At 70.8% G+C, this 22,565-nt stretch carries 22 protein-coding genes; 14 read left to right on the top strand and 8 right to left on the bottom strand.

Annotated features, from left to right (window positions below; all coding sequences use genetic code 11):
* Window positions 1-90: 90 nt before the first annotated feature.
* Window positions 91-1,401, bottom strand: a complete 1,311-nt coding sequence (locus tag AC1DB1_RS18740) for a low temperature requirement protein A (RefSeq protein ID WP_271175956.1) — start codon at window positions 1,399-1,401, stop codon at window positions 91-93.
* A gap of 164 nt (window positions 1,402-1,565) precedes the next feature.
* Between AC1DB1_RS18740 and AC1DB1_RS18735 the strand changes: the two genes are divergently transcribed.
* Genes AC1DB1_RS18735 through AC1DB1_RS18725 form a run of 3 tightly spaced genes read left to right on the top strand, consistent with a single transcriptional unit; the run spans window position 1,566 to window position 3,775 of the window.
* Entirely contained in the window at window positions 1,566-2,006 is a 441-nt protein-coding gene (locus AC1DB1_RS18735) for a hypothetical protein (protein WP_477201894.1), read from the top strand.
* A gap of 9 nt (window positions 2,007-2,015) precedes the next feature.
* Window positions 2,016-3,122, top strand: coding sequence for a sensor histidine kinase (locus tag AC1DB1_RS18730; protein ID WP_477201893.1), 1,107 nt, complete (start codon window positions 2,016-2,018; stop codon window positions 3,120-3,122).
* Entirely contained in the window at window positions 3,119-3,775 is a 657-nt protein-coding gene (locus AC1DB1_RS18725) for a response regulator transcription factor (protein WP_477201892.1), read from the top strand. Before AC1DB1_RS18730 ends, AC1DB1_RS18725 begins: the two co-directional genes overlap by 4 nt.
* Window positions 3,776-3,894: 119 nt before the next feature.
* Here the strand turns inward: AC1DB1_RS18725 and AC1DB1_RS18720 are convergent, their stop codons facing one another.
* Together AC1DB1_RS18720 and AC1DB1_RS18715 are read right to left on the bottom strand one after the other, a co-directional pair.
* Window positions 3,895-4,791, bottom strand: coding sequence for a serine hydrolase (locus AC1DB1_RS18720; protein ID WP_477201891.1), 897 nt, complete (start codon window positions 4,789-4,791; stop codon window positions 3,895-3,897).
* Window positions 4,784-5,734 carry a LysR family transcriptional regulator gene (locus AC1DB1_RS18715; protein WP_477201917.1) on the bottom strand — a complete coding sequence of 317 codons (951 nt, stop codon included), beginning with the start codon at window positions 5,732-5,734 and terminating at the stop codon, window positions 4,784-4,786. The genes AC1DB1_RS18720 and AC1DB1_RS18715 overlap by 8 nt, the downstream gene beginning before the upstream one ends.
* 95 nt (window positions 5,735-5,829) lie before the next feature.
* Between AC1DB1_RS18715 and bla the strand changes: the two genes are divergently transcribed.
* From bla to AC1DB1_RS18700, 3 genes are all read left to right on the top strand, one after another.
* Window positions 5,830-6,771, top strand: a complete 942-nt coding sequence (bla, locus tag AC1DB1_RS18710) for a class A beta-lactamase (protein WP_477201890.1) — start codon at window positions 5,830-5,832, stop codon at window positions 6,769-6,771.
* A gap of 185 nt (window positions 6,772-6,956) precedes the next feature.
* On the top strand, window positions 6,957-7,781 hold the full coding sequence (locus tag AC1DB1_RS18705) for an SDR family oxidoreductase (protein ID WP_477201889.1): 825 nt from the start codon (window positions 6,957-6,959) through the stop codon (window positions 7,779-7,781).
* A gap of 26 nt (window positions 7,782-7,807) precedes the next feature.
* Window positions 7,808-9,523: a class I adenylate-forming enzyme family protein gene (locus AC1DB1_RS18700; RefSeq protein WP_477201888.1), complete on the top strand. Its 1,716-nt coding sequence runs from the start codon at window positions 7,808-7,810 to the stop codon at window positions 9,521-9,523.
* Window positions 9,524-9,547: 24 nt separating this feature from the next.
* Here the strand turns inward: AC1DB1_RS18700 and AC1DB1_RS18695 are convergent, their stop codons facing one another.
* Window positions 9,548-10,507 (bottom strand): quinone oxidoreductase family protein, encoded by a 960-nt coding sequence (locus AC1DB1_RS18695; protein ID WP_477201887.1) that lies wholly within the window; start codon window positions 10,505-10,507, stop codon window positions 9,548-9,550.
* Between the two features lie 82 nt (window positions 10,508-10,589).
* Here AC1DB1_RS18695 and AC1DB1_RS18690 point away from each other — a divergent pair, with 82 nt between their 5' ends.
* Together AC1DB1_RS18690 and AC1DB1_RS18685 are read left to right on the top strand one after the other, a co-directional pair.
* Window positions 10,590-11,042, top strand: coding sequence for a MarR family winged helix-turn-helix transcriptional regulator (locus AC1DB1_RS18690; RefSeq protein ID WP_477201886.1), 453 nt, complete (start codon window positions 10,590-10,592; stop codon window positions 11,040-11,042).
* Between the two features lie 104 nt (window positions 11,043-11,146).
* Window positions 11,147-11,317, top strand: coding sequence for a hypothetical protein (locus AC1DB1_RS18685; RefSeq protein WP_271175946.1), 171 nt, complete (start codon window positions 11,147-11,149; stop codon window positions 11,315-11,317).
* Between the two features lie 34 nt (window positions 11,318-11,351).
* Here AC1DB1_RS18685 and AC1DB1_RS18680 read toward each other — a convergent pair whose 3' ends face one another.
* Entirely contained in the window at window positions 11,352-11,975 is a 624-nt protein-coding gene (locus tag AC1DB1_RS18680) for a VOC family protein (protein ID WP_477201885.1), read from the bottom strand.
* Between the two features lie 168 nt (window positions 11,976-12,143).
* On the opposite strand from AC1DB1_RS18680, the gene AC1DB1_RS18675 reads away from it, so the two are divergent.
* The 3 genes from AC1DB1_RS18675 (at window position 12,144) to AC1DB1_RS18665 (ending at window position 16,131) form a co-directional block, all read left to right on the top strand.
* Window positions 12,144-12,950, top strand: coding sequence for an ABC transporter ATP-binding protein (locus AC1DB1_RS18675; RefSeq protein ID WP_477201916.1), 807 nt, complete (start codon window positions 12,144-12,146; stop codon window positions 12,948-12,950).
* Complete coding sequence (locus AC1DB1_RS18670; RefSeq protein WP_477201884.1) at window positions 12,947-13,981, top strand: ABC transporter substrate-binding protein; 1,035 nt, start codon at window positions 12,947-12,949, stop codon at window positions 13,979-13,981. The genes AC1DB1_RS18675 and AC1DB1_RS18670 overlap by 4 nt, the downstream gene beginning before the upstream one ends.
* 134 nt (window positions 13,982-14,115) lie before the next feature.
* A complete protein-coding gene (locus AC1DB1_RS18665; RefSeq protein ID WP_477201915.1) occupies window positions 14,116-16,131 on the top strand; it encodes an iron ABC transporter permease in 2,016 nt (671 codons plus the stop codon).
* Between the two features lie 24 nt (window positions 16,132-16,155).
* Here AC1DB1_RS18665 and AC1DB1_RS18660 read toward each other — a convergent pair whose 3' ends face one another.
* Entirely contained in the window at window positions 16,156-16,851 is a 696-nt protein-coding gene (locus tag AC1DB1_RS18660; RefSeq protein ID WP_477201883.1) for a BMP family ABC transporter substrate-binding protein, read from the bottom strand.
* A 212-nt stretch (window positions 16,852-17,063) separates the two neighbouring features.
* On the opposite strand from AC1DB1_RS18660, the gene AC1DB1_RS18655 reads away from it, so the two are divergent.
* The 3 genes from AC1DB1_RS18655 to AC1DB1_RS18645 all read left to right on the top strand — a co-directional run bounded on the left by AC1DB1_RS18655 (window position 17,064) and on the right by AC1DB1_RS18645 (window position 21,534).
* Window positions 17,064-18,338 carry a HupE/UreJ family protein gene (locus AC1DB1_RS18655; protein WP_477201882.1) on the top strand — a complete coding sequence of 425 codons (1,275 nt, stop codon included), beginning with the start codon at window positions 17,064-17,066 and terminating at the stop codon, window positions 18,336-18,338.
* Window positions 18,339-18,497: 159 nt separating this feature from the next.
* Window positions 18,498-20,330, top strand: a complete 1,833-nt coding sequence (locus AC1DB1_RS18650; RefSeq protein ID WP_477201881.1) for a purple acid phosphatase family protein — start codon at window positions 18,498-18,500, stop codon at window positions 20,328-20,330.
* 97 nt (window positions 20,331-20,427) lie between these two features.
* Window positions 20,428-21,534, top strand: coding sequence for a DUF916 domain-containing protein (locus tag AC1DB1_RS18645; RefSeq protein ID WP_477201880.1), 1,107 nt, complete (start codon window positions 20,428-20,430; stop codon window positions 21,532-21,534).
* A gap of 7 nt (window positions 21,535-21,541) precedes the next feature.
* On the opposite strand, the gene AC1DB1_RS18640 is transcribed toward AC1DB1_RS18645, so the two are convergent.
* Entirely contained in the window at window positions 21,542-21,982 is a 441-nt protein-coding gene (locus tag AC1DB1_RS18640; protein WP_477201879.1) for a TM2 domain-containing protein, read from the bottom strand.
* Window positions 21,983-22,044: 62 nt separating this feature from the next.
* Window positions 22,045-22,551 carry a GyrI-like domain-containing protein gene (locus AC1DB1_RS18635; protein ID WP_477201878.1) on the bottom strand — a complete coding sequence of 169 codons (507 nt, stop codon included), beginning with the start codon at window positions 22,549-22,551 and terminating at the stop codon, window positions 22,045-22,047.
* Window positions 22,552-22,565 lie beyond the last annotated feature (14 nt).

Below are 22,565 nucleotides of genomic sequence, written 5' to 3'. Positions count from 1 at the left end.
GCTCTCCCTCGCTGTGGAATCCGGGCTGCCGTCCCAGCTTCACACAGACACGGCCGCCGCGGCGGCTCACCAGGTCAGTGTGCCGTCGTATCAGGTCGTCGAGCGCTCCCAGGCGCGCAGGGTGTGCTCGTAGCCGACGAGCTCGTGCCCGACGACTTCGACCACGGCGCCCAGCGCCGCCAGACCGATCACGGTGCTCAACGCCGTGAGGGCGCCCGGTTGCGAGAGGTCCAGCGGCTCGCCGGGATTCACGAGCAGTCCGACGACGACCGCGGCGCAGAGCGGCGCGAGTGTCGCCAGCAGCAGGGGCAGGTGCGTCGTCAGGTCGAACGAGCGCATCAGCACCGACCAGATCAGGAAGATGAGCACGACTGTGATCGCCAGAGGAACGGTCAGTGACAGGGCGATCCCGAACAGCGAGACGCCGCCGTGCTGAACTGCGATCGTCGTCAGGTGCAGACCGGCGCCGATGGCAGCGATGGAGCCGAACAGCGGAAAATGCGCGTTGCGCCACGCGAACAGCCTCTCCGGACGCTCCTCGAGCACCGTGCGCGAGGGCACGAGGAAGTACGTCCACCAGACCGCGGCGGCGATCACGAGCCCGGAGGCCGCGATCATCACCGCCTCGGGCGACCAGTCCTTCGCTTGGATGAGCGCGCCGACCGCCGCCGTGGTGCCCGCGATGACCTCGCCGATCGTGATCAGGGTCAGCAGCCCGAACCGCTCGGCGATGTGACCGGCGTTCCAGGGGGCGTGGCCGAACCGTCGCGCCGCCGCGATCGGTGCGGTCATCTCGGCCAGCGCGAGCACGACCAGCGCGATCACCGTCGGCACGGTTGGCAGCGGCAGGATCGCGGTGAGGAGCCAGCCCACCTGCGCGATCGAGATGATCCAGACGTAGGCCAGAGAGCTCTTGCGATGACGTGGATCCTGCACGGCGGCCGACGCCCAGAGCGCGATGAGCGGGATCCGCATGATGATGTAGCCGATCACCAGCAGCAGGTTGTTCGGGCTCCCGCCATGGGCGGCCGACTCGAAGCTCACCGGAAGTCCGTACGTGAGCACGATGACGCCGATCATCTGCACGATCGTCGCGAGCCGGAACACGACGTCGTCCGTTCCGTACGCCGAGGTGAACCAGGTGAAATTGAACCAGGCCCAGCTCACGGCCCACACCGCGAACACGAACGCGCCGATCGCCCGCCACACGTCGCCGCGTGCGAGCTGCTCCGCGAGCTGATCGGATGCGGCGGCGAACGCGACCACGTAGGTGAGGTCGTAGAGCAGCTCCAGCGGCGTGACCGATCTGCCGCGCTCCGTCGGATCGCGGCCGGACATCCGCCGGATCCGGTGATGGAGCTCGGACCTGAGCCGGGCTGAGAAGTCGGTCGTCGCGCTCATCGTGTCCTCCTGCGGTGCGAGTCTGCCGCAACGGCGGCCTCGGAGGTAGCCCTCGCCGCCTCGTCTTCTGCGCGGGACGGGTGCCGGCACCACTCCACCGTTCGGTGACGGAGTCCGGCCGAACGGTCGATCCGGCGCCGGGTCCCATTCGAGACGCTGGAGGCATGACAGAGACATCCGCTCCCGCACACGCCCGTTCCGTCGCCGCCGATGCCGCGCGCCGTGCCGCCTTCCGGCCGATCCTGGTGCTGCTGACCGCCTTCCTGCTGGTCAGTCTCGCCATGGAGGCCGTGCTCATCGTGCAGAACGCGACCGGCGCATCCGTCGCCATCGCGATCTGGATCCGGTGCTCGCTCGTGCTCGCCAGCTCGGTCGTCCTGGTGCTGATCGCGGTGAGCGCCGCGCGAGGGTCGCGCGCCTCCCTGACCCGCCTCCGGATCATCAGCCCCGTGGTCGTGATCGCGGTCGTCGTCATCGTGTCGATTCCCGGTTTCCTGCCCGATTGGGTGCGCATCGAGCAGGCCGTCTGCGGCGCGCTCGTGCTGCCGGTGGCGATCCTGGCCAACCTGCCCCGCATCCGCGCCCACTTCCCGAAGGACGCGTAGGGTCGGCATATGGTCGATCCGCGCTGGCGGGCCGTGCTCACGGTCGTGCCCTACCTGATGGCGGGGATGCTGGCCGCCTTCGCGCTCGGGGTGGGCTGGGGGGACTGGGCACGACTCGTTCCCGAGCTGACGCTCTGTGCCGCATACGCCCTGTGGGTCCTCGTCTTCCGTGACCTGCGGATGCCCTGGAACGGCCGGCCCGTTACGGTCGCCGTGCTGATGGCCGGCGTCATCGTGATCAACCTCGTGCTCGTGCAGCTCGACAGCTGGTTCGCCTTCCTCACGATCGGGACCTTCTCGATGGCCTACTCGCTCGTCCGCTGGCCGGGGGAGCTCGTCGCGGTCGCCGCTACGGCCGTCGTCGCTGGTCTCGCGCAGGCGTCCAGCCTCGGCGTGGACCCGGCCGGCATCGCCGGGAGGACGATCGTGGTGCTGATCAACGTCATCATCATGTGCGGCCTCTCCTGGGGCCTCCGGGTGGCGCGACAGCAGCAGGAACGCGCGTCGACGGAGGCGGAACGTGCGCGGCTCGCGCGCGAGATCCACGACACGCTCGCGCAGGGCTTCGCGGGCATCGTGACGCAGCTCCAGGCCGCCGAGCACGCACCGGATGACGCCGCGCGCGCTCGTCACACCGACTCTGCGCTCGCGCTGGCCCGGGACGGACTCAGGGAGGCGCGGCGCTCCGTGCGGGCGTTGCGCCCCGCCGTGCTCGACACGGCCGGGCTCGCGGAGGCGATCGCGACGACCGCCCATCGCTGGTCGGAGCGCACGGGCATCCCGGTCGACGTGCACGCCGCCGACGCGGCCGGAACCCTCCCGACGGAGGCCGAGGTGACCCTGCTGCGAACGGCGCAAGAGGCTCTCGCCAACGTCGAGCGCCATGCCGGCGCTCATCGCGTCACTCTGAGCCTCTGGCACGACGCTCGCGGCGCGCGGCTCGAGGTGCGCGACGACGGCCGCGGGTTCGATCCCGCTGCAGAGCGCACTGACGGGCCCGAGGGCGGCTACGGACTGATCGCCATGCGAGAGCGAATCACGGCCGTCGCCGGTGAGCTCGTCATCGAGTCCAGCCCGGGCCGGGGGACGGCCGTCCGGGTCGAGGTGCCCGGATGACCGCCGTGCGTCTGCTGGTCGCCGACGATCATCCGGTGGTCCGTGACGGCATCGTCGGCATGGTGTCGTCCGACCCCGGCATCGAGGTCGTCGGCGAGGCGTCCGACGGTGCGGAGGCGGTCGGCCTCGCGCGTGCGCTGCAGCCGGATGTCGTGCTCATGGATCTCCGGATGCCGGGAACCGACGGCGTCACGGCGATCCGGGAGCTCGTACGGCTCGGGGTCCCGAGCCGCGTGGTCGTCCTGACCACCTACGACGCGGATGCCGACGTGCTGCCCGCCATCGAGGCCGGTGCGACCGGCTATCTGCTCAAGGACGCGTCGCGCGACGAGCTGGTGCGGGCGGTGCACGCGGCCGCGGCGGGCCACGCGTCTCTCTCGCCGTCCGTCGCGTCGCGCCTGGTCGACCGGGTGCGCACGCCGGAGGCGAGCCTGCTCAGCCCGCGTGAGCTGCAGGTGCTCGGCCTGGTGGCGGACGGCGCGACGAACCGCGAGGCGGGCGCGCGGCTGCACCTGAGCGAGGCGACGGTGAAGACGCATCTCCTCAGTGTCTACGGCAAGCTCGGCGTCGGGGACAGGGCCGCTGCGGTCGCCGAGGGCTTCCGCCGCGGTCTGCTGGGCGCGTCCTCGTCCCCGGTCCGCAGGCCGCGCTAGTCGGGCAGGGTGCCCGCGCTGATGTTGATCGTAGCTGCGATCTCATCCATGGCACCCGCCAGTTCGGGCAGCTCCTCCAGTGAGATCGACTCGGCGACGCCGGCCCTGCGTCCGTCCCCTCACCCTCGCAGGTGGCGGTGCAGCTCGCGCGCAGCGGCGCCGAGCGCGGCTTCCGCGGCGGGCTGCGCCGTCGCCGCGACCGACGATGCGCTGAGAGCGACCACGGCGAACCGCGACCCGTCGGCGTGCTCGACGACGCCGGCCTCGTGACGGAGATTGAGCAGGGTGCCTGTCTTCGAGGCCCAGCGCGCATCATCCGTCGCGAAGTCGGGGGCGAGCCGGTGGCGGATGACGTTGGCGTGCAGGAGCCCGCGCAGCCGTTCCGCGACCACGGGCCGGACGCCGCGCTCGCGCCACACCGCCTCCAGTAGGTCAGCGAACCCGGTGGCGGTCGTCGTGTTCGTGCGTGCCACATCGAGCTGGCGCACGGGATGGCCGTGCGCCGGTGTGCTCCCGCGGATGGCGAGGGTGTGGGCGAGGTGCGCTTCGTCGGGCGCGAATCGTTCGAGGGGCGTGTCGCTGAGGTCCGCGAACGGATGCCGCACCACCATCCCGCGGATGCCGAGCCTGTCGAGGTCGGCCATGACCTCCGCGGCGGGCACGAGCTGAAGGAGCGCATCGGCGGCGCCGTTGTCACTGATCGTCAGGGCGAGGGACACCAGGTCGTCGACCGCGATCGTCGACGGATGCCGGAAGCGGCCGGTGCCGGGAGTGATCTCGGCGGGATCCCCCGAAGGCAGCGTCACGGGCATCGCGCCGTCGAGCCGTCCGTCGGCGATGCGGTCGAGCACCGCCAGCGCCAACGGGACCTTTGCCAGGGACGCGGCCGGTGTCGGGATGTCGCCGTCGAGCGAGACCTCCCTGCCGTCGTCGAGGTCCCTGACGACGAGCGAGGCGCGCAGTCCGGCGCGCGCTAGGTCGGCGCGCACGTCGCCGAGCAGCCGTTCGTCACGCATCCGGGGCCTCCTCCTGGTCAGTCGGCTCCGTCGGCTCCGTCGGCTGCGCCGGCTCGAGCGCCGGACCCGGGACCGCGCCGAGCGCGGCGGCGAGCTCGTCCGCGACGGCATCCTGAACGGTGCGCACGTCGTGCTCGCTGTCGCCGGTGAGCGCGAACCCGCGGGCGAGGGCGAGGCCGGTGAACGGCCGCCAGTGCAGCCCGAGATCCTCCGCCTCCGCCTGCGTGCAGAGCAGCAGATCGCCGTCGGCGAGCACGCCGGCGAGGGCGGCCGTCAGCGAGGTGTCGACGGGGAGCTGCCCGGGCACGAGGCCGGCGGCGAACCCTGCGCGCGTCAGGATGTCACGCACGTGCGGCAGGTCGTCCTCCGGGCAGATCCGCAGGCGCGATCCCGCGTCCTCGTCGCGGCGCGTGCTCCCTGACCGCACGGCGCGGAGTCCTTCGAGCCGGAGTGCCCGGTGGAGGGGGCGCCGCGAGGCCGCGCCGAGCTCGACGACCCAGAGCGCTTCGGCCGGAGGAACGTCGGCGATGGCGACGCGCACGCCGAGCGTCTCGGCGAGTTCAGTGCGGCGCAGCGGAGGCAGTCGTCGGAATTCCAGGCGGAGACCGGCGGCGCGGCCGGCGGCGTCGGCGACGGCGAGGTCGCGGGTGGAACAGGTCTCCGGCACGGCGATCGTCACCGGCCGCAGCCGCGCACGTGCGGCGTCGAGGTCGAGTTCATCGGCGAGTCGCACCAGGCGGCGCGCGGAGGGCACGAGGTCGCGCCCGAACGGCGTGAGCACCGCGCGGCGTCCGGTCCGCTCCAGCAGGGGACCGCCGAAGTGCTGTTCGAGGGCGAGGATGCGCCGGCTCGCGACGGACTGTGCGACATCCAGAGCCGCGGCTGCGCGGGTGACGGTTCCCCGTTCCTCGATCGCCACGAGCACGCGGCAGGCTGCGATCATGTCCACCCGAGCAGCCTAGTCCGATGCTGAACGGGCATCGATTGGCGCGTTCCGGTCTTCGACGGGATGGATGGTCGCGGGTGAGGGTGGAGGTCATGCAGATTCAGACACGATTCCTCGCCAGTGCGGTCGCGGTCACCCTCGGTGCCGCCGCCGTGTTCTCCAGTGCTCCGTTGGTCGCGGCGCCGGGCGTCTCGCCATCCGGGTCGGCGGCGAGCTCCGCGCCGGCGGCTTCGGCCACGTCGACAGCGGCCGGCCTGACGCGTGCCTTCGCCTCGCTCGAACACGCCCACGACGCACGCCTCGGCATCCTCGCGATCGACACCGGCTCGGGCCGCACCGTCGGTTACCGCTCGGGGGAGCGGTTCCCGTTCGCCTCCTCGAACAAGACGTTCATCGCCGCCGCCACCCTGCAGCGCTCATCCGCCACCGATCTCGACACCGTCGTGCACTACACACGTGCCGATCTGCTCGACTACGCCCCGATCACCAGCCGCTTCGTCGACACCGGGATGACGGTGCGGGAGCTGCTCGACGCGATGCTCCGCTTCAGCGACAACACGGCGGCGAACCTGCTCGTCGCGCGACTCGGGGGACCGCAGGCGGTGGAGAATTGGTTGCGCGGCATCGGCGATCGCGTGACCGACGTCCATCGCATCGAGCCCGACCTCAACGAGGCGCTGCCGGGAGACCGGCGCGACACGACCACCCCTGCGCAGTTCGCGGCCGATCTCCGCTCGGTGCTGCTGGGCGGCGTGCTCGAGACGAGCGACCGGATGCTCCTGCGCAACACCATGCTCGACAACACGACGGGCGACGACACGATCCGAGCGGGCGTGGATCCCGCGTGGCCGGTCGCCGACAAGACAGGAACGGGCGAGTACGGCGTGCGCGACGACATCGCGGTGGTCTATCCGGCGCATCGCGCTCCGATCGTCGTCGCGGTGCTGACCAGAAAGGACACTCCCGACGCGACACCGGACAACGCGCTGCTCGCCGCGGCCACGAAGCTCGCGGTCGCCTCGCTCACCCGCTGACGCGGGTCACGCCGCTCCCGCTGAGGTGCCCGTCAAGCCCGGGACGGCCGTTGCGGAGGCACCCTCCGCCGGGTCTAGACTGACGGACGGCATCGAGTAGACGCACAGGAGCAGCGACGAACGAATCGGGATCCGGCCCAGACCAGGCGACCACGCAATCGGCCGCGCGTCGGCGACGTGCGCTGGTGACCGGCGGGTCGCGCGGCATCGGCCGCCGCATCGTCGAGGTGCTCGCCGCGGATGGTGTCGATGTCGTCTTCACCTACCGGCGGGAGGCGGACGCGGCCCAGGCCGTGGTCGACGCCGTCGCCGCATCCGGTGGATCGGCGCGCGCCCACCGGCTCGAGCTCGAGAGCGACGACGACATCGACCGGATGTTCGACGACGAGTTCCCGGCGGGCGAGCGCTTCGACATCCTGGTGGCGAGTGCGGCGGCATCCGTCTTCCGGCCGCTCGCAGACCTCAGCGCGCGCAACCTGGAGCGCTCGTGGTCGACCAACGTGCGCTCGTTCGTGCTGCTCGCCCAGCGCGCCGCGCAGCGGATGCGCGCCGTCGACAGCGCTCGCCCCGCCTCAGGAGGCCGCATCATCGCGGTCACCAGCTACGGCAGCCATCGCGCCTTCCCGCTGTACGGAGCGATCGGCTCCGACAAGGCCGCCGTCGAGTCGTGGGTGCGCCACCTCGCCGCCGAGCTCGGTCCTTCCGGCGTCACGGTCAACGCGGTCAACGGCGGCCTCATCGACACGGACTCGCTGCACTACTTCTACGGTCACGACGACGTGCCCGACCTCGACGTGATGACGTCGCGCATCCCGCTCGGCCGGCTCGGCACGGTCGACGACGTCGCCGAAGCCGTGCGGTTCCTCGCGTCCGCGAACGCCGGCTACATCACCGGCCACACCCTCGTCGTCGACGGCGGTCTCACCGTCGTCGCGCCCCCGTTCTGGTCCGAGTTCCGCCAGAGCGACCCCACCGATCCGAAAGCGAGTCGACGCCCACTGGACGCCTGAACCCTGCCCGACCCTCCAGGAAAGACATGACCATCACCGACCCGAACACCCGCACCGCTCCTGACGACGGCACCCCCCACCCGAACACTGAGTACGACCCGAGCACCCTGCGTTCCGTGTTCGAGCAGCATTTCACCTATGCGTCGGCGGTCGAGCGCAACACCCACCGCTACGCAGCGCGGACCGCGATCACCGACCCGCCGACCGGCCGCAGCTGGACCTACGCCGAACTCGGGCGGGTGACGGGCGGGCTGGTGGCCGGTCTCGCCGCTCGCGGGGTCGGCGTCGGCGATATCGTGGCCTACCAGCTGATGAACACTCCCGAGTTCGCGTTCCTCTACGTGGCGGCGCAGGGGCTGCGGGCCGTGAGTTCACCGATGAACTTCCGCCTGGCGCCGGGCGAGACCGCCCACATCCTCGACGACTCGCGGCCGGCCGTCTTCGTGTACGACGCGGCAGCGAGCGACGATGTCGCCACCGCGCTCGAGCTCGCCGATCACCGCCCCGCCGTGCTCGCCGCCGTCGGCGACGGCCCGCTCCTCGAGGGTGCCGTGCGGTTCGACGACCTGCTGGTGCCGGATGCCCCGTCGTTCCGCGCGCCCGAGGGAGCGTCGGTCTGGGACGAGACGTCCCGGCTCTACACGAGCGGCACCACCGGGATGCCCAAGGCCGTGCCGCTGACGAGCCTCAACGAGGTGCTCACCGCGCACGACGTGATCATGCACTTCCCCCTCGCGCCCACCGACAAGACGATGAACATGTCGCCGTGGTTCCACCGCGGCGGCAACTACTGCGCCGGACCGAACACCGCCTTCTACGTCGGGGCCGAGGTCGTCGCACTGCCACGGTTCGACGCCGCCATCGTGCTCGACAGTGTGCAGGACTACGGCCTCACCTACGTGATCGGCGCCCCGACGAACCTCGAGCGCCTCGCGGATGCGCAGGAGGCGGAGCCCCGCGACCTCAGCAGCCTGCACGGCATCGTCACGATGGGCGCACCGCTCGACCGCTCCGCCGCCCTGCGCTACCAGCGCGTGCTCACGCCGCGCATCGCCAACGGCTACGGCACCACCGAGGCGTTCTGGAACACCTACCTGCGTCCGGAGGATCTGCCGGATGCGGCGGGCGCCGCGGGCCGTGCCTGCCTCGACGACGACGTTGCAGTCGTCACGGTCTACGGCGACGACCGGATCGCGGAGCCGGGCGACCTGGCCAAGAAAGACGGCCACGAGATCGGCGAGGTCATCATGCGCACCGTCAAGAGCGGCTACGCCTACATGCACAACCCTGAGGAACAGGCCCGCAAGTTCCGGGGCGCGTGGATGTACCCGGGCGACCTCGCGAGCTGGGATGCGAACGAGGTCGTGACGATCATCGGCCGCAAAGACGACATGATCATCTCAGGCGGGGAGAACGTGCATCCGGTGCAGGTGGAGGAGGTGCTTGCCGGGCATCCCGATGTCGCCGACAGCATCGTGGTCGGCCTGCCCGACGACGAGTGGGGCGAGGTCGTGGTCGCGTATGTGCAGCCGCGGGAGGGCCGGCTCGCGGATGCCGCCGCTGCGGCCGCGGCACTCGACGCGCACTGCCGGGCGAGCGTCTCGCTCGCCGATTACAAGCGTCCCCGCCGGTACGCCTTCGTCGGCGAGCTGCCGTACACGGCGACCGGGAAGAAGCAGCACTTCATCCTCAAGAAGCAAACCACCCGGGATGCCGAGGCGGGCCTGTTCGTCACGCCCTGACCCTCACCTGACTCCGCTCGCCGGCTACGGGGTGAGCACGACGCGCTGCGCGGCGCGCGCGTCGTCGGCCCACGCCTCAGCGACGTGCTCGAGGGGGACGGCGACGGCATCGATCGTGAAGGCGCCGTCGGTGATGGCGTCGGCCAGGGCGGGCAGCTCCGCGAGGATCTCGCGTGTGCTGACCGACCCCTGGCCGCTGCCGACGATCTGCAGGCGTGCCGCGCGCAGTGCGGCCGACGGGATCGACGCCGTCGCGCCGGCCACCGAACCGATCTCGATCCAGCTGAGCGGTCGGCCGCGGTCCGTGCGATCCGAGACGACCGCGACCATCGCGGCCGCCGTCGGCTCGCCCCAGAGATAGTCGAGCACGACATCCACGTCGGCGGCGGTCTCGCCGAGCCGGCGCGCCACCTCGTCGGCGCGCCCGTCGAGACCGACGGTGGCCGTCGCTCCCAGCGCGGGCAGCATCGCCAGGCGGTCGGCGTCACGCCCGGCGGCGATGATCTCGCCCGCTCCCAGGTGCGCGGCGACCTGCACGGCGAGCCGGCCGGCGTTGCCGGTGGCGCCGAGGATGAGCACGCTTTGCCCGGGCTCGAACCGGATGCGCTGCCGCAGCGCGAGCCACGACGACATCGCCGGGTTCATGGCGGCCGCCACCGCGATCGGGTCGCTGTTCGGCGGGAGCACGATGCTGCGCCGCACATCGATGACCGTCTTCTGCGCCATGGAACCCAGCGTCGTGTCCGGGAGGATGAAGTAGCGGAGGGCGCCGTGCCGGTCGCGCCCGACGCCGTCGATGCCGGGCACCAGGGGGAGGGCGCCCGTGCTCGTGTAATGCGATCCGTCCGCCTGGGACCGCACGCGAGGGTGGAGGCCGGCGGCGATGACGTCGACCACCACTTCGTCGTCGCCGTCGGCGGACGGATCGGGGAACTCCTCGGCGGCCGGGGCCGTGCCGAAGTGTGAGACGACCGCTGCGCGCATCGTTCTCCTCCTGACTATTTTTAGTTCGTGATACGAACTAAAAATAGTTTGCGATGCGTACCATGTCAAGTAGGATCGAGGCGTGACGAACACACAGCCGATCGACGATCTCCGCACCGAGGAACGCAACGGCCTCGTCGACGCCCTCGCGAGGTCGGCCTTCGAGACGGTCGCCGTGCTGAGCCGGATCAGCGCCGAGTACGACCTCTCGCTCACCCAGCTGCGCGTGCTCGCGATCCTCCGCGATCGACGGCTCAGGATGGCCGGGCTCGCCGATTATCTCGGGCTCGAGAAGTCGACCATGACCGGTCTCGTCGACCGCGCGGAGAAGCGCGGGCTGGTCGAGCGCGCGCCCAGCGAGACCGATCGCCGGGCCATCGAGGTGTACCTCAGTGCCGCCGGCCTCGCGCTCGCCGACGAGGTCGAGGTACGGGTCGCCGCGGCACTGTCGCCCGTGACCGACGCGCTCACCCCCACCGAGCGGCGCCGACTCCGCGCGCTCCTCGAGAAGACCCTCACCACGCCGCCCCACTGAGTCGCCTCAGTGCAGAGTCGATGCGACGCACAGCACTGGCAGGGTGGGAGGCGTTGTGCGAGCAGGCTCGCGGGAGCAGACTCGGTCACGACGAAGGAGGAGTGATGGACGATCTCACGGGAACCTCTGGCGAGCGGATGCGCAGGCTCGCCGCTCTCGAGGCCGAGGCGCTCGAGGCGGAGTGGCTGCTGCGACAGCTGCAGCTGGTGCTCGAAGCGTGGGCGGCCGACCAGAAGGCGCTCGACATCGACGCCGAGGGGCGCGAAGACTTCTAACCCGGGAGCCACGAACAGCCCCCGGGCCGACGGCTCAGGCGCGAGCCGACGTCGACACCGGCTCCCAGGCGAAGCCATCGGGGTCGGTGAACGGCGCCGCGGTGCTGTTGATCGCGATCCGGTGCGATCCCGATCCCTCCGGCGGCACGCCGGCATCCTTCGCGAGCGCCTTGCGGGAGTAGAGGCCGAGTCGCACGGGGCTGGTGGGCATGTCGAACTCGACGTACGTGCCGAAGCTCTTGCCGACGGCGAGGCCGTGGCCGACGTAGAACTGCTTGGTCGCCGAGACGTCGCCGGCTGCGAGGAGCAGCACGACCTGGTCGATCTGGCGCGTCGCGGGGCCGGTGTCCTTCTTGGCCGAGGTCGCCACCTTCCAGATCGAGCCGTCCGGCGCTTGGACGACGCCGCCGTGGCCCCACATCGATTTCGAGACGGGCTTCACCACCGTGGCGCCCGCCGCGACGGCGGAGTCGAAGAGCGCGTTCACGGTCGACGGCTGCGACACGATGAGCGAGATGGAGTAGCCCCGGAATCCCGAGGTGGGGGCCTCCAAGGCGCGCACCTGCACCCGGGAGTCGAGCCCGAAGGCGGCGGTGTAGAAGCGCTCAGCGGCGCTGGTGTCTGCGACGTCGAGAGTGACGGATTCGATTGATGTCATGACTTCACGGTAGGTCTGCGCCCGGGCCTCCTGCTTCTCGATTCCTGCTCGATGCGCGACTCCATCGTAGTTGCAAAGTTAGGTAAGGCTTCCCTAAGGTACTGACTTGTGACCCTTCACGAAACCACCCCCCTGGCTGACGCAGACCTCGGGCTGCACGCTCGCGGGATGACCGTCGCGTACGACGGGACCGACGTGGTCCACGACGCCGAGCTCGGGCTGCCGCGTGGCCGGGTCACGGCCCTGATCGGCCCGAACGGCAGCGGCAAATCGACGCTCCTCCGGGCGATCGCACGGTTGCACCGGGCCCGCTCGGGAAGCGTGCACGTCTCGTCCGAGCCCGGCGAACAGGCCGACGCGCTCGCCCTGTCGCGCAGTGATTTCGCGCGCAGGATCACCCTCCTCGCGCAGAGCCGTCCGACACCGTCCGGGCTGAGCGTGCGCGACGTGGTCGGGTTCGGCCGGCATCCGTACCGTCGGCGGTTCCGGGGCACCGACCCCGAGGGCGCGCGGGTGATCGCCCACGCGCTCGCCGTGACCGGGGTGGAGGAGTTCGCCGATCGCGGCGTCGAGAGTCTCTCCGGCGGGCAGCTGCAGCGGGTCTGGCTGGCGTGCTGCCTGGCCCAGGACACCGACGTGCTGCTGCTCGACGAGCCGACCACCTACCTCGACCTGCGGTACCAGGTGGAGATCCTCGACCTCATCCGCGACCTCGCGGATACGCACGGCGTCACCGTCGGCGTCGTGCTGCACGACCTGGATCAGGCGGCCGCCGTCGCCGACCGTGTCGTGCTCCTCTCCGAGGGGCGGGTCATCGCGGCGGGCACGCCCTCCGACGTCTACGACGCCGAGCGGCTCAGCTCGACCTACGGCATCCGCATCGACGTCGATGTGAACCCAAAGACCGGCATCCCGCGCACCCGCGCGGTCGGAACGCACCACCTCAGAACCGAAAGGACCCCCGCACACTCATGACGACCAGAGCCGAGACGACCAGAGCCGAGACGACCCGCCCCCAGGCGACCCACCCCCGCACCCTGAGGAACACCATCACCGTCGCGCTCGCCGCAACGGCCGTGTTCGCCCTCGCCGGTTGCGGAACCACCGAGACGCCCGCCGCGGACGCCGCCACCCGCGGTTCGCTCACCGTCACGGATTCCCGCGGCGAGAAGGTCGAGCTCGACGGCCCGGCGAAACGTGTCGTCGGAACGGAGTGGAACGTCGTGGAGACGCTGGTCACGCTCGGTGTTCAGCCGGTCGGTGTCGCCGACGTCAAGGGCTACACCGCCTGGGACACCGCGGCCCCGCTGAAGGGCGAGGTCAAAGACATCGGCACGCGCGGCGAGCCGAGCGTCGACACCGTCGCGGCACTGGACCCGGATCTGATCGTCGGCACCACGGACCTGTCGGATTCCGCGATCGACCAGCTGTCGAAGATCGCGCCGGTGATCGTCGTGCGCTCGGCGGATGCGAGCCGGCAGATCGACCAGATGATCGACAACGTGAACCTCATCGCCGAGGCGACGGGAACGCAGAGCGCGGCCAAGACCGAGATCGCCGGCTTCCGTTCGGCGATCGCCGACGGCAAGAAGAAGCTCGCCGCCGCCGGTCTCGCCGGCACCGAGCTCGCCTTCGCCGACGGCTGGGTCACCGACAACCAGGTCTCCGTGCGCCCGTACGTGACCGGCTCCCTGCTCGCCGACATCAACGCCGAGCTCGGTCTCACCGACCCCTGGTCGCTCACCGGCGACAAGGCCTACGGCCTGGCATCGACCGACGTGGAGGGACTCACCAAGCTGGGCGACGCCCGCTTCGCCTACATCGCGAACTCGACCGACGGCGACGACCCGTTCGCGGGCGCGCTGAAGGACAACGCCGTCTGGAAGTCGCTGCCCTTCGTGAAGGCCGGGCACACCTACCGGCTGCCCGACGGCATCTGGATGTTCGGCAGCACGGCGGCGATGGAGCAGTACATCGACGCAGTCGTCGGCGCCCTGACCGACTGATCGTGAGCACCCCCACCCTGCAGCGCGCTCCCGAGCCGTCCTCGGCGCCGTCCGGCCGGGCGGCCGAGTCCCGCGCGTCCCGTCCGTCTGATGTCGGTCGCGGCGGCGGTCGTCGGGGAGTCGCCGGCGGGCGGATGCTCGTGCTCGCCATGCTCGCGCTGCTGGGTGTGGCCGTTCTCGCCCTCGTGCACGTCAGCCAGGGCACCGCCTCCGTCGACCTCGGCGCGGTCTGGCGGGCGATCACCGGCTCCGGCACGAGCCAGGCGGATGCGGTGCTCATCGACTCGCGCCTGCCCCGGCTGGTCGCGGGGCTGGTGGTCGGGTGCGCCCTGGGGGCATCCGGCGCGGCGTTGCAGTCGGTCTCGCGCAACGTCCTGGCGTCGCCGGACACGCTCGCGGTGAACGCGGGAGCCTATCTCGCGGTGGTCGCCGTGGCCGCCTTCGGCATCAGCCTGCCCGCGCTTCCGGCGGGAGCGACGGCGTTCATCGGCGGGCTGATCGCGGCCGGGATCGTGCTCGGGTTGTCCCGCGCAGGGTCGGGTCCGATCCGGCTGGTGCTGGCCGGGTCGGCTCTGACCCTCGCGTTCAGCGGGCTCAGCGGGATGCTCATCCTGTTGCGAGCCCAGGAGACGACCGGGCTCTTCGCGTGGGGCAACGGCTCGCTGGCGCAGATCGGGATGCAGGCGGTCAGCCAGCTCGCGCCCGTCGCCCTGCTCGCGCTGATCGGGCTGCTGGTGCTCGGTCGACGGCTCGACATCCTCGCGCTCGGCGATGACGGTGCGGCGGTCGTTGGAGTGAGCCCGCGGGGCACGCGCAGCATCGCCGTCGTCCTCGCTGTGCTCCTCGCGGCGGTGGCGGTCACCATCGCCGGTCCGATCGGGTTCGTGGGTCTCTGCGCGCCGGCGATCGTCCGGCTCCTCGGTGCGAGGGTGCCCGGCCTGCTGCGGCATCGGGCGTTCATCCCCGCGTCCGCTGTCGCCGGCGTGCTCGTCGTGCTCGGCGCCGACGTGCTCCTGCGCGCGGTGTTCGGTGCTCAGGCCGGCGTGGCCGTGCCGACCGGGATCGTGACGACCGTCGTCGGCGCCGTCGTGCTGGTGGTGCTCGCCTATCGTTCGCGCGACTCCGGGTCGACGAGCTCGTCGACCGCGTTCGCCCGGGTGCGCAGCCGGCGGGCCTTCGTGATCACCCTGATCGTCGCCGTCGTGGGAGTGATCGTCGCGACGATCGCGGCCGTGCTGCTCGGGGATGCCCGGCTGCTGCTGGGCGACGTGGCGAACTGGGTGACCGGCAACGCCGGGCGCATCGTCACGTTCGTGCTCGACTCCCGGATGCCGCGGGTCGTGGCGGCGCTGCTGGCCGGCGCCGCGCTCGCCGTCGCGGGAACCGTCGTGCAGGCGGTCTCGCGCAACCCGCTCGCCGAGCCGGGCATCCTCGGCGTCGTCGGCGGTGCCGGCGTCGGGGCGGTCGGAATCCTGACGGCCGTTCCCCTGGCGAGCTTCTGGCTGGTGGGCGGCGCTTCGCTGGCCGGGGCCGCGCTCGCGGCGGCGCTCGTCTTCGGGCTGGCCGCGCGCCGCGGACTCGAGCAGAACCGGCTGGTGCTGATCGGCGTCGGCGTCTCGGCGGGCGCATCCGCGCTGGTGAGCCTGCTGATCGTGCTCACCGATCCGTACAACGGGGCGAAGGCGCTGGTGTGGCTGTCGGGTTCGACCTACGGGCGCACGTTCCCGCAGGTGCTCCCGGTGCTGGTCGCGCTCGCGGTGACGCTGCCGATCCTCGTGACGATGCGACGACGGCTCGACGTGATCGGTCTGGATGCCGACACACCCCGGCTGCTCGGCATCCGCCTGGGGTCGACCCGCCTCGGGCTCCTGAGCATCGCCGTCGTGCTCACCGCGGCGGCCGTCGCGGCCGTCGGGGTGATCGGCTTCGTGGGTCTCGTCGCGCCGCATGCCGCGCGCGCCCTCGTCGGGCAGCGCCATGTGCGCGTGCTGCCGGTGGCCGCGCTGCTCGGTGCGTTCCTGGTCTGCGTCGCCGACACCATCGGTCGCACGGTCATCGCTCCCGCGCAGATCCCGGTCGGCCTCGTCACGGCGGTGATCGGGGCTCCGTACTTCATCTGGCTCCTGTGGAGGTCGCGCCGCGAAGGCTGAGGCCCTCGTCGACGAGCCATCCGGTCAGGACGGCAGGCGCAGCACGATCCCGGTCAGGTCGTGCAGCACGCTCGCGACCCCCGCGGTGATCGCGTCACGGGCGCGAGCCGGAGTGACGGCATCCGGATCCAGTTCGTCAGCGGTGCTCAGTCCGGTGCCGCGGAAGCTCGCGCCCTTCCAGACGACCGCGGTCGTGTTCCCGGTCGGTTCCGGGAGCTCGGCTCCGATGATCAGGAACTGCTGCTGAAGGTGCTGCCCGGTGAGCAGCGTGAAGACGTCGACGATGCGGGAGCCGGCTCCGACGACCAGGTCGGGCGCCATCCCCACGGCCTCGTCGATGCGCTGCTCCACCTCGTCATCCGTCGAGGCCGTCAGCACGGTCAGCGCGACGCCCTCGCGCTCGGCCCAGGTCGTGACCGCGGTCGCCAGCGTCCTCGTGGCCGCGTCCGCACCGGCCGTGATGAGTGCGACGCGGTAGCCGGCGGGCGGCACGACCCCCGCCCACGAACCGGGTTCCGGATTCACCGTGGCCTCGGGCGTCGGTGTCGTGACGCTGCCGAGGAATCCGTCGCCGAGCGGTCGGATGCCGCCCTGCGCCGTCGAGGACGAAGCAGGTTCCGGAGCCGTGGCGACGCATCCGGCCATCGCGGCGACGAGCGCTCCCGCGGCGGCGACGGTGAGCGCGGACGAGAGGAAGGACGAGGCGGGCGTGCGGGTCACGGGATGGATCTCTCGGTGGCCGGGGATGGATGTGGTTCTCCGACCGTGCCGCAGCGTCGCGGCACGGCGATGTCGCCGGGCTTCCGTGCAGGTGAACGACAGGCGAACACTCCGGCTCGGCGAGCATCCGCGGGACTACTGCGTTTCTGTACGTTTCCTCACGTTCGCGCGCGCGCCGCATCGCGTTAACCCGGCTCGGACACCGTGTGCGGGTGAGTCATACGAACCAGCGGCCGCGCCGCGCCCTGCAGCGGCCGCGCCGCCCCTTCGTGCGGGAGCCGCGCACCACCGTCGCCCTGATCATCGCCGCCGTCGCCAGCACCATCGGGATCCTGCTGCCGGCCGCTGCGGCGCAGGCGCACGGTTTCAGCTCGACGGTCTACGCCGACATCACCGCTCCCGCCGACGGCACCGTGCGTACGCACCTCGAGCTCGAATACGACCTGCTCGTCGTCTCGGCGGCCGAGAAGCAGCACGACCAGGCGCTGTTCGACGACGGCACCAGGCTCTTCGAGACGGGCGAGGAGGCGACGGCGATGAACGCCCACGCCGCCACGGTGACGGCGTACGTCACCGAGCGTTTCACTGTTGCAGCCGGGGGGTCCGCCTGCCGTCCCCGGCAGGTCGGAGACATCCCCGTGCACCAGCGCGACGGCGTGCCCTACGCGCAGCTGACCCTCGAGTTCACCTGCGCTGCGGCATCCGGTGGTCACGGAGCCCACGAGATCGCGAGCGCGCTGTTCCCCGATGCGGAGGACTACGTCAAAGACACCAAGACGATCGTGACGTACGACCTCGACGGCCGGTCGGGCAGTGCGGCGCTGGATGCCCAGCATCCGTCGTTCTCCACCGGGCAGAGCGCCGGCGAGCGCTTCGGCGAGTTCTTCCTGCTCGGCGCCGAGCACCTGCTGAGCGGCATCGACCACATCCTGTTCCTGCTCGCCCTGATCATCGGATCGCGGCGGCTCCGCGACGTCGTACTCGCCGCGACGACCTTCACCGTGGCGCACTCGGTGACGTTCCTGCTCGCCGCGCTCGGCGTCGTCACGGTGCCGGCAGCGATCGTGGAGCCGATCATCGCGCTCTCCATCGCCGTGGTCGCGGCCTGGTACCTGTGGGGCGTCTGGAAGCGGCGGTCGTCCGGCATCCCGACCGTCGCCGACCTCGCGCCGTCGCGGGGGATGGACAAGGCCGACTGGCTCCGCCTCGCTGTCGTCTTCCTGTTCGGCCTCGTGCACGGGCTGGGCTTCGCGAGCGCCCTCGGCATCGACGAGGCGTGGTCGTGGACGCTGCTCTGGTCACTGCTCGTGTTCAACGTGGGGATCGAGGCTGTGCAGCTCGGGATCATCGCGGTCGTCTTCCCGCTGCTCATCGTGCTGCGCCGCCGCGCACCGCGCACCGGGCTGTGGGTCGGGATCGCCGTCGCGGCCGCCGTCACCGTGATCGCCCTGGTGTGGTTCGTGCAGCGCGTGCTCGGGATCGAGTAGCCGCCAGGCGGAGGGGCGGACCCCCCGTTCGAGTGGTTCTCTCGACGGCCACCCTCTGAACTCTGTGAATTCATACAGGATTCACCGACTCCCGCCACCGTGAGGCGTGCACCCCGCGAACCCGCGGATCCCTCCACTATGAAAGGCACTGGATCACCCATGTCGCTTCACGACGCACCGCAGGCCGCAACGCCTGCGCATCGCCGGAAAACACCCCGGCTCGCCGCGGCTGCCGTCTGCTTGACGGTCGCTCTCGGCGCAAGCCTGCTCTCCGCACCGGCCGCCTTCGCCGCGTCCACCAACCAGACCGACATCGTGCTCGGCGTCGGTGCGACCGAGTCGCAGCGCAACTTCTCCTGGTACTCGGCGACCGACACGGCTCAGGTCGTGCAGGTCGCTCTGGCCTCCGATGTGGTCGACGGGGCCTTCCCCGAGCAGGCCAAGACCATCTCGGCGACCGGCGGCCTCACCACCAGCAACGAGTACAACCGCTTCGCCACCGTCACGGGGCTGAAGGAGGCCACCGCCTACGTCTACCGCGTCGGCAGCGTCGGCGACTGGTCGGCGACCTACTCGTTCCGCACGCAGAAGTTCACCGGCGACTTCAACTTCCTGTTCTTCGGCGACCCGCAGATCGGTTCGTCGGGCAACGTGGCGAACGACTCGGCCGGATGGGTGGACACGCTGAACGTCGCGACCTCGGCCTACCCGAACGCCGAGCTGCTGTTCTCGGCCGGTGACCAGGTGGAGACGGCGACCAGCGAGCCGCAGTACGAGGCCTTCCTGGCGTCGGATGCCCTGCGCCAGATCCCGTTCGTCGCGACCAACGGAAACCACGACGTGGGCTCCAAGGCGTACGAGCAGCACTTCAACACCCCGAACGTCGACCGCACCGCGGGCGCGGGCACGGGAACCGGCTCCGGCGGTGACTACTGGTTCATCTACAAGGATGTGCTGTTCCTCGACATCAACTCGAACAGCCGCGACGCGTCGCACATCGCCTGGATGAACCAGGTCGTCGCCGAGCACGGCGACGAGGCCAAGTGGAAGGTCCTCGCCTTCCACCACTCGATCTACTCGCCCGGTCCGCACGCCACGGACGCGGACGTGCTCGATCGCCGCAGCACCCTGCCGACCGCGATCTCGAACCTCGGGATCGACCTCGTGCTGCAGGGTCACGACCACAGCTACGCGCGCAGCTACCTCATCCACAACGGTGAGAAGGCGAATCCGGATGAGGCCGCCGGTGCGGACTCGGTCGTCGCCGGTCCGGGCGGAGTGCTGTACGTGACCGCGAACTCGTCGTCGGGCTCCAAGTACTACGACCTGCAGAACAAGGGCTTCTGGTGGCTCTCGGTGCAGAACCAGGAGAAGGTGCGCAACTACAGCGCGGTCGACATCACCGGCAACGCGATCACGATCAAGACGCTGCGCAGCCAGGCGAACGGCACCGATAAGCCCGTGAACAGCATCGTCGACCAGGTCACCCTGACCCGCGAGGCGAAGCCGGACACGAACTCGCAGGCGCTGCAGGTCACGGTTCCCGAGGCTGCTCCGGGCGAGTTCGTCTGGAACATCGACGGCACCAACGGTCTCGTCGACCTCGGCAAGGCCGTCGAAGCCGGCGACCACTACGCCGCGGTCGGCTCGATCAACCCGATCCGCGTCACCGACACCCGCGCGTCGGGCCCGCAGTGGTCCGTCTCTGCGCAGGTCGGCGACTTCACCTCGGGTGCGAAGTCGTTCTCGGGCAAGTACCTCGGCTGGACGCCCGCGGTGACCGAGGCCGGCGGCGACGCCGTCGCCGGTGACCGTGTGCAGTCCGGGTTCTCGGGTGGCGAGGGTCTGTCCGTCTCGTCGACGCTCGGCGACGCGGCCAACGGTCACGCCCGCGGCTCGGCCAAGCTCGGCGCCGCGCTCGACCTGAACCTCCCGGTCGACGTCACCGACGGCACGTACCAGGCGACGCTCACGCTCACCGCACTGAGCTAGTCATCCGCTCCACCGGTCGGAGTGGGCGCGATCCTGCGCCCACTCCGATCACCAACCCTCTTCAGCTGATCTTCCGCCCCTCTTCCTTCGAGGACTCATGAACGCTCGTACCTCCCGCTTCGTATCGGCGGCCACCCGGCTCCTCCCCGCTGCACTCGCCGCACTCCTCCTCTCCGCTGGTCTCATCACTGCCGGCCCGGCGGGCACGGCCTCGGCCGCCGACGATGTCACCTGGGGAGTCAGAACGGCGTCGAACGCCAACGGCACCGACCGTCAGAACTTCGCGTACACGATCAAGCCCGGCGCGACAGTGAGCGATGCCCTGGTCATCAGCAACCATGACGCGGCGCCGCTGAAGCTCGAGGTCTACGCGGCCGATGGCTTCACCACCTCCAGCGGACAGCTGGACCTGCTCACGCCCGACAAGAAGTCGGTGGCCGTCGGCGCTTGGACGGCGCTTCGCGGCGGGACGCTCACCGTCGCCGCCGGAAAGACCGTCCAGGTGCCGTTCACCGTGACGGTCCCCAGCACCGCGACACCCGGCGACTACGCCGGAGGCATCCTCACCTCGCTGCCCCACACGTCGCAGGAGAACGGCATCAGCGTCGATCGTCGCCTCGGCATCCGGATGCACGTGCGGGTCGGCGGTGCGCTGGCCCCGAGCGTGGCCGTCGAGAAGCTGCACGTCGACTACACGGGGACGTTCAACCCCTTCGGCACCGGAGCGGCGACCATCGCGTACACGGTGCACAACACGGGGAACGTGCGGCTGGCCGCCGGTCAGACCGTCGCGCTGACCGGGCCGTTCGGCTGGTTCCCGGTGGAGGTGGAGGGGGTGGCCCCCGTGCCCGAGTTGCTGCCGGGCGAATCGTGGACGGTGTCGGTGCCGGTCTCCGGCGTCGTCCCGGCGTTCTGGCTGTCCGCGACGACGACGCTGAACCCGCAGCTGCCCGCCGTGTCGGGGGTGACTCCCGGGCTGGACGGTGTGCGGTCGAGCGGCGGAACGGTCGCCATCCCGTGGGCGTTGCTGGTGCTCGTGCTGCTCGTCGCCGCGGCTGTGGTCGGCACCGTGTTCCTGCTTCGCGCGCGTCGTCGGCGCAGTGCGGCGCGCGAGGACGAGCGCGTCAAGAAGGCGGTGGAGGCCGCCCTGCGCGAGAGCGAAAGCGCGAGCGCCAGTGAGCCCTCGGCCGGCGTGACCGCGTGACGCGCCGTCAGCGGATGCCGAGGGCGCGCCGCGCGTTGATCGTCTTGGTCTGCGAGTTGAGGGTGAACGCGTCGAGCACGGTGCCGAACCCGAACAGTCCGAACGTGAAGAGCCAGAGCACGCCCTGCCCGACCTTTCCCAGGTAGAAGTGCTGCAGACCGCACATCCCGATGAAGGAGGGCAGCATCAGCGCGTACGCGATGCGCGCGTGCTTGCGGGGGAGCGGTGCGAGGGGTTGCGGCACCACCGGCGAGGTCGTGACGTAGACATTGGTCACGGTCTGTGGGGCGACCGGAACCGCGGCGGCCGACAAGGTGACCACCGGAGCAGAGGCGACCGGGACGAGGGGCGGGGGCGCGGGGGTGACGACACCGTTCGCCGCACCGGTCGGCTCGGCGGTTCCGACGGAGACGGTGGGGGCTGGGGTCGATGGCGTGCTGTCGGTCATGGGGATGTCCGTTTCGCTCTGTGGCTGAATGCTAGCCTCGTCCATCGCGCACGGCTAGGTGGCTACGAGCGAGTGAGGAACGCGAGTTCGACGACCCAGCGCGTCTTGCGCGGTTCCGTGCGGGGGTCCGTCAGGTAGATCTCGCACCGGGAGGCGAAGGCTTCCCCACCGGGGTGCGGCTGCGTGTCCAGTTCGAGGCCCTGCTCCTGAATCCAGGCGTGCAGGAGGCGGTTCGCCGCCATGGACTTCGCGCGGTAGGCCAGCACGGCATAACTGCCGGCCGGGATCGCCCCGGCCTGGACCCGGTCGTCCGCGTCGTCTGACTCACCCGCGACACCGACCTCGATCTGCATCTGATCGGCCATATTCACCACGTGGAGGCGGAGGAAGAAGGGGCCCGTCGGCTCGACACCGTGCTCGTCGAGCCAGGCGATCAGTTCCGCGAGCAGGCGGTCCCGGTTGGAGAGCATCGTGCGGAACGGGACGGTCTCACGGATGCCGAGCGTCGGGACGGCCGCGCGGTACTCCAGCTCGGGACCGCTCACGACATCCAATTCGCCTGCTCGCACCGCAGCATTCTCGC

The sequence above is a fragment of the Leifsonia sp. 10N434 genome (assembly GCF_056394405.1).
Note: the sequence above shows the minus strand (reverse complement) of the source record. Positions and strands in the feature narration are given on the sequence as shown.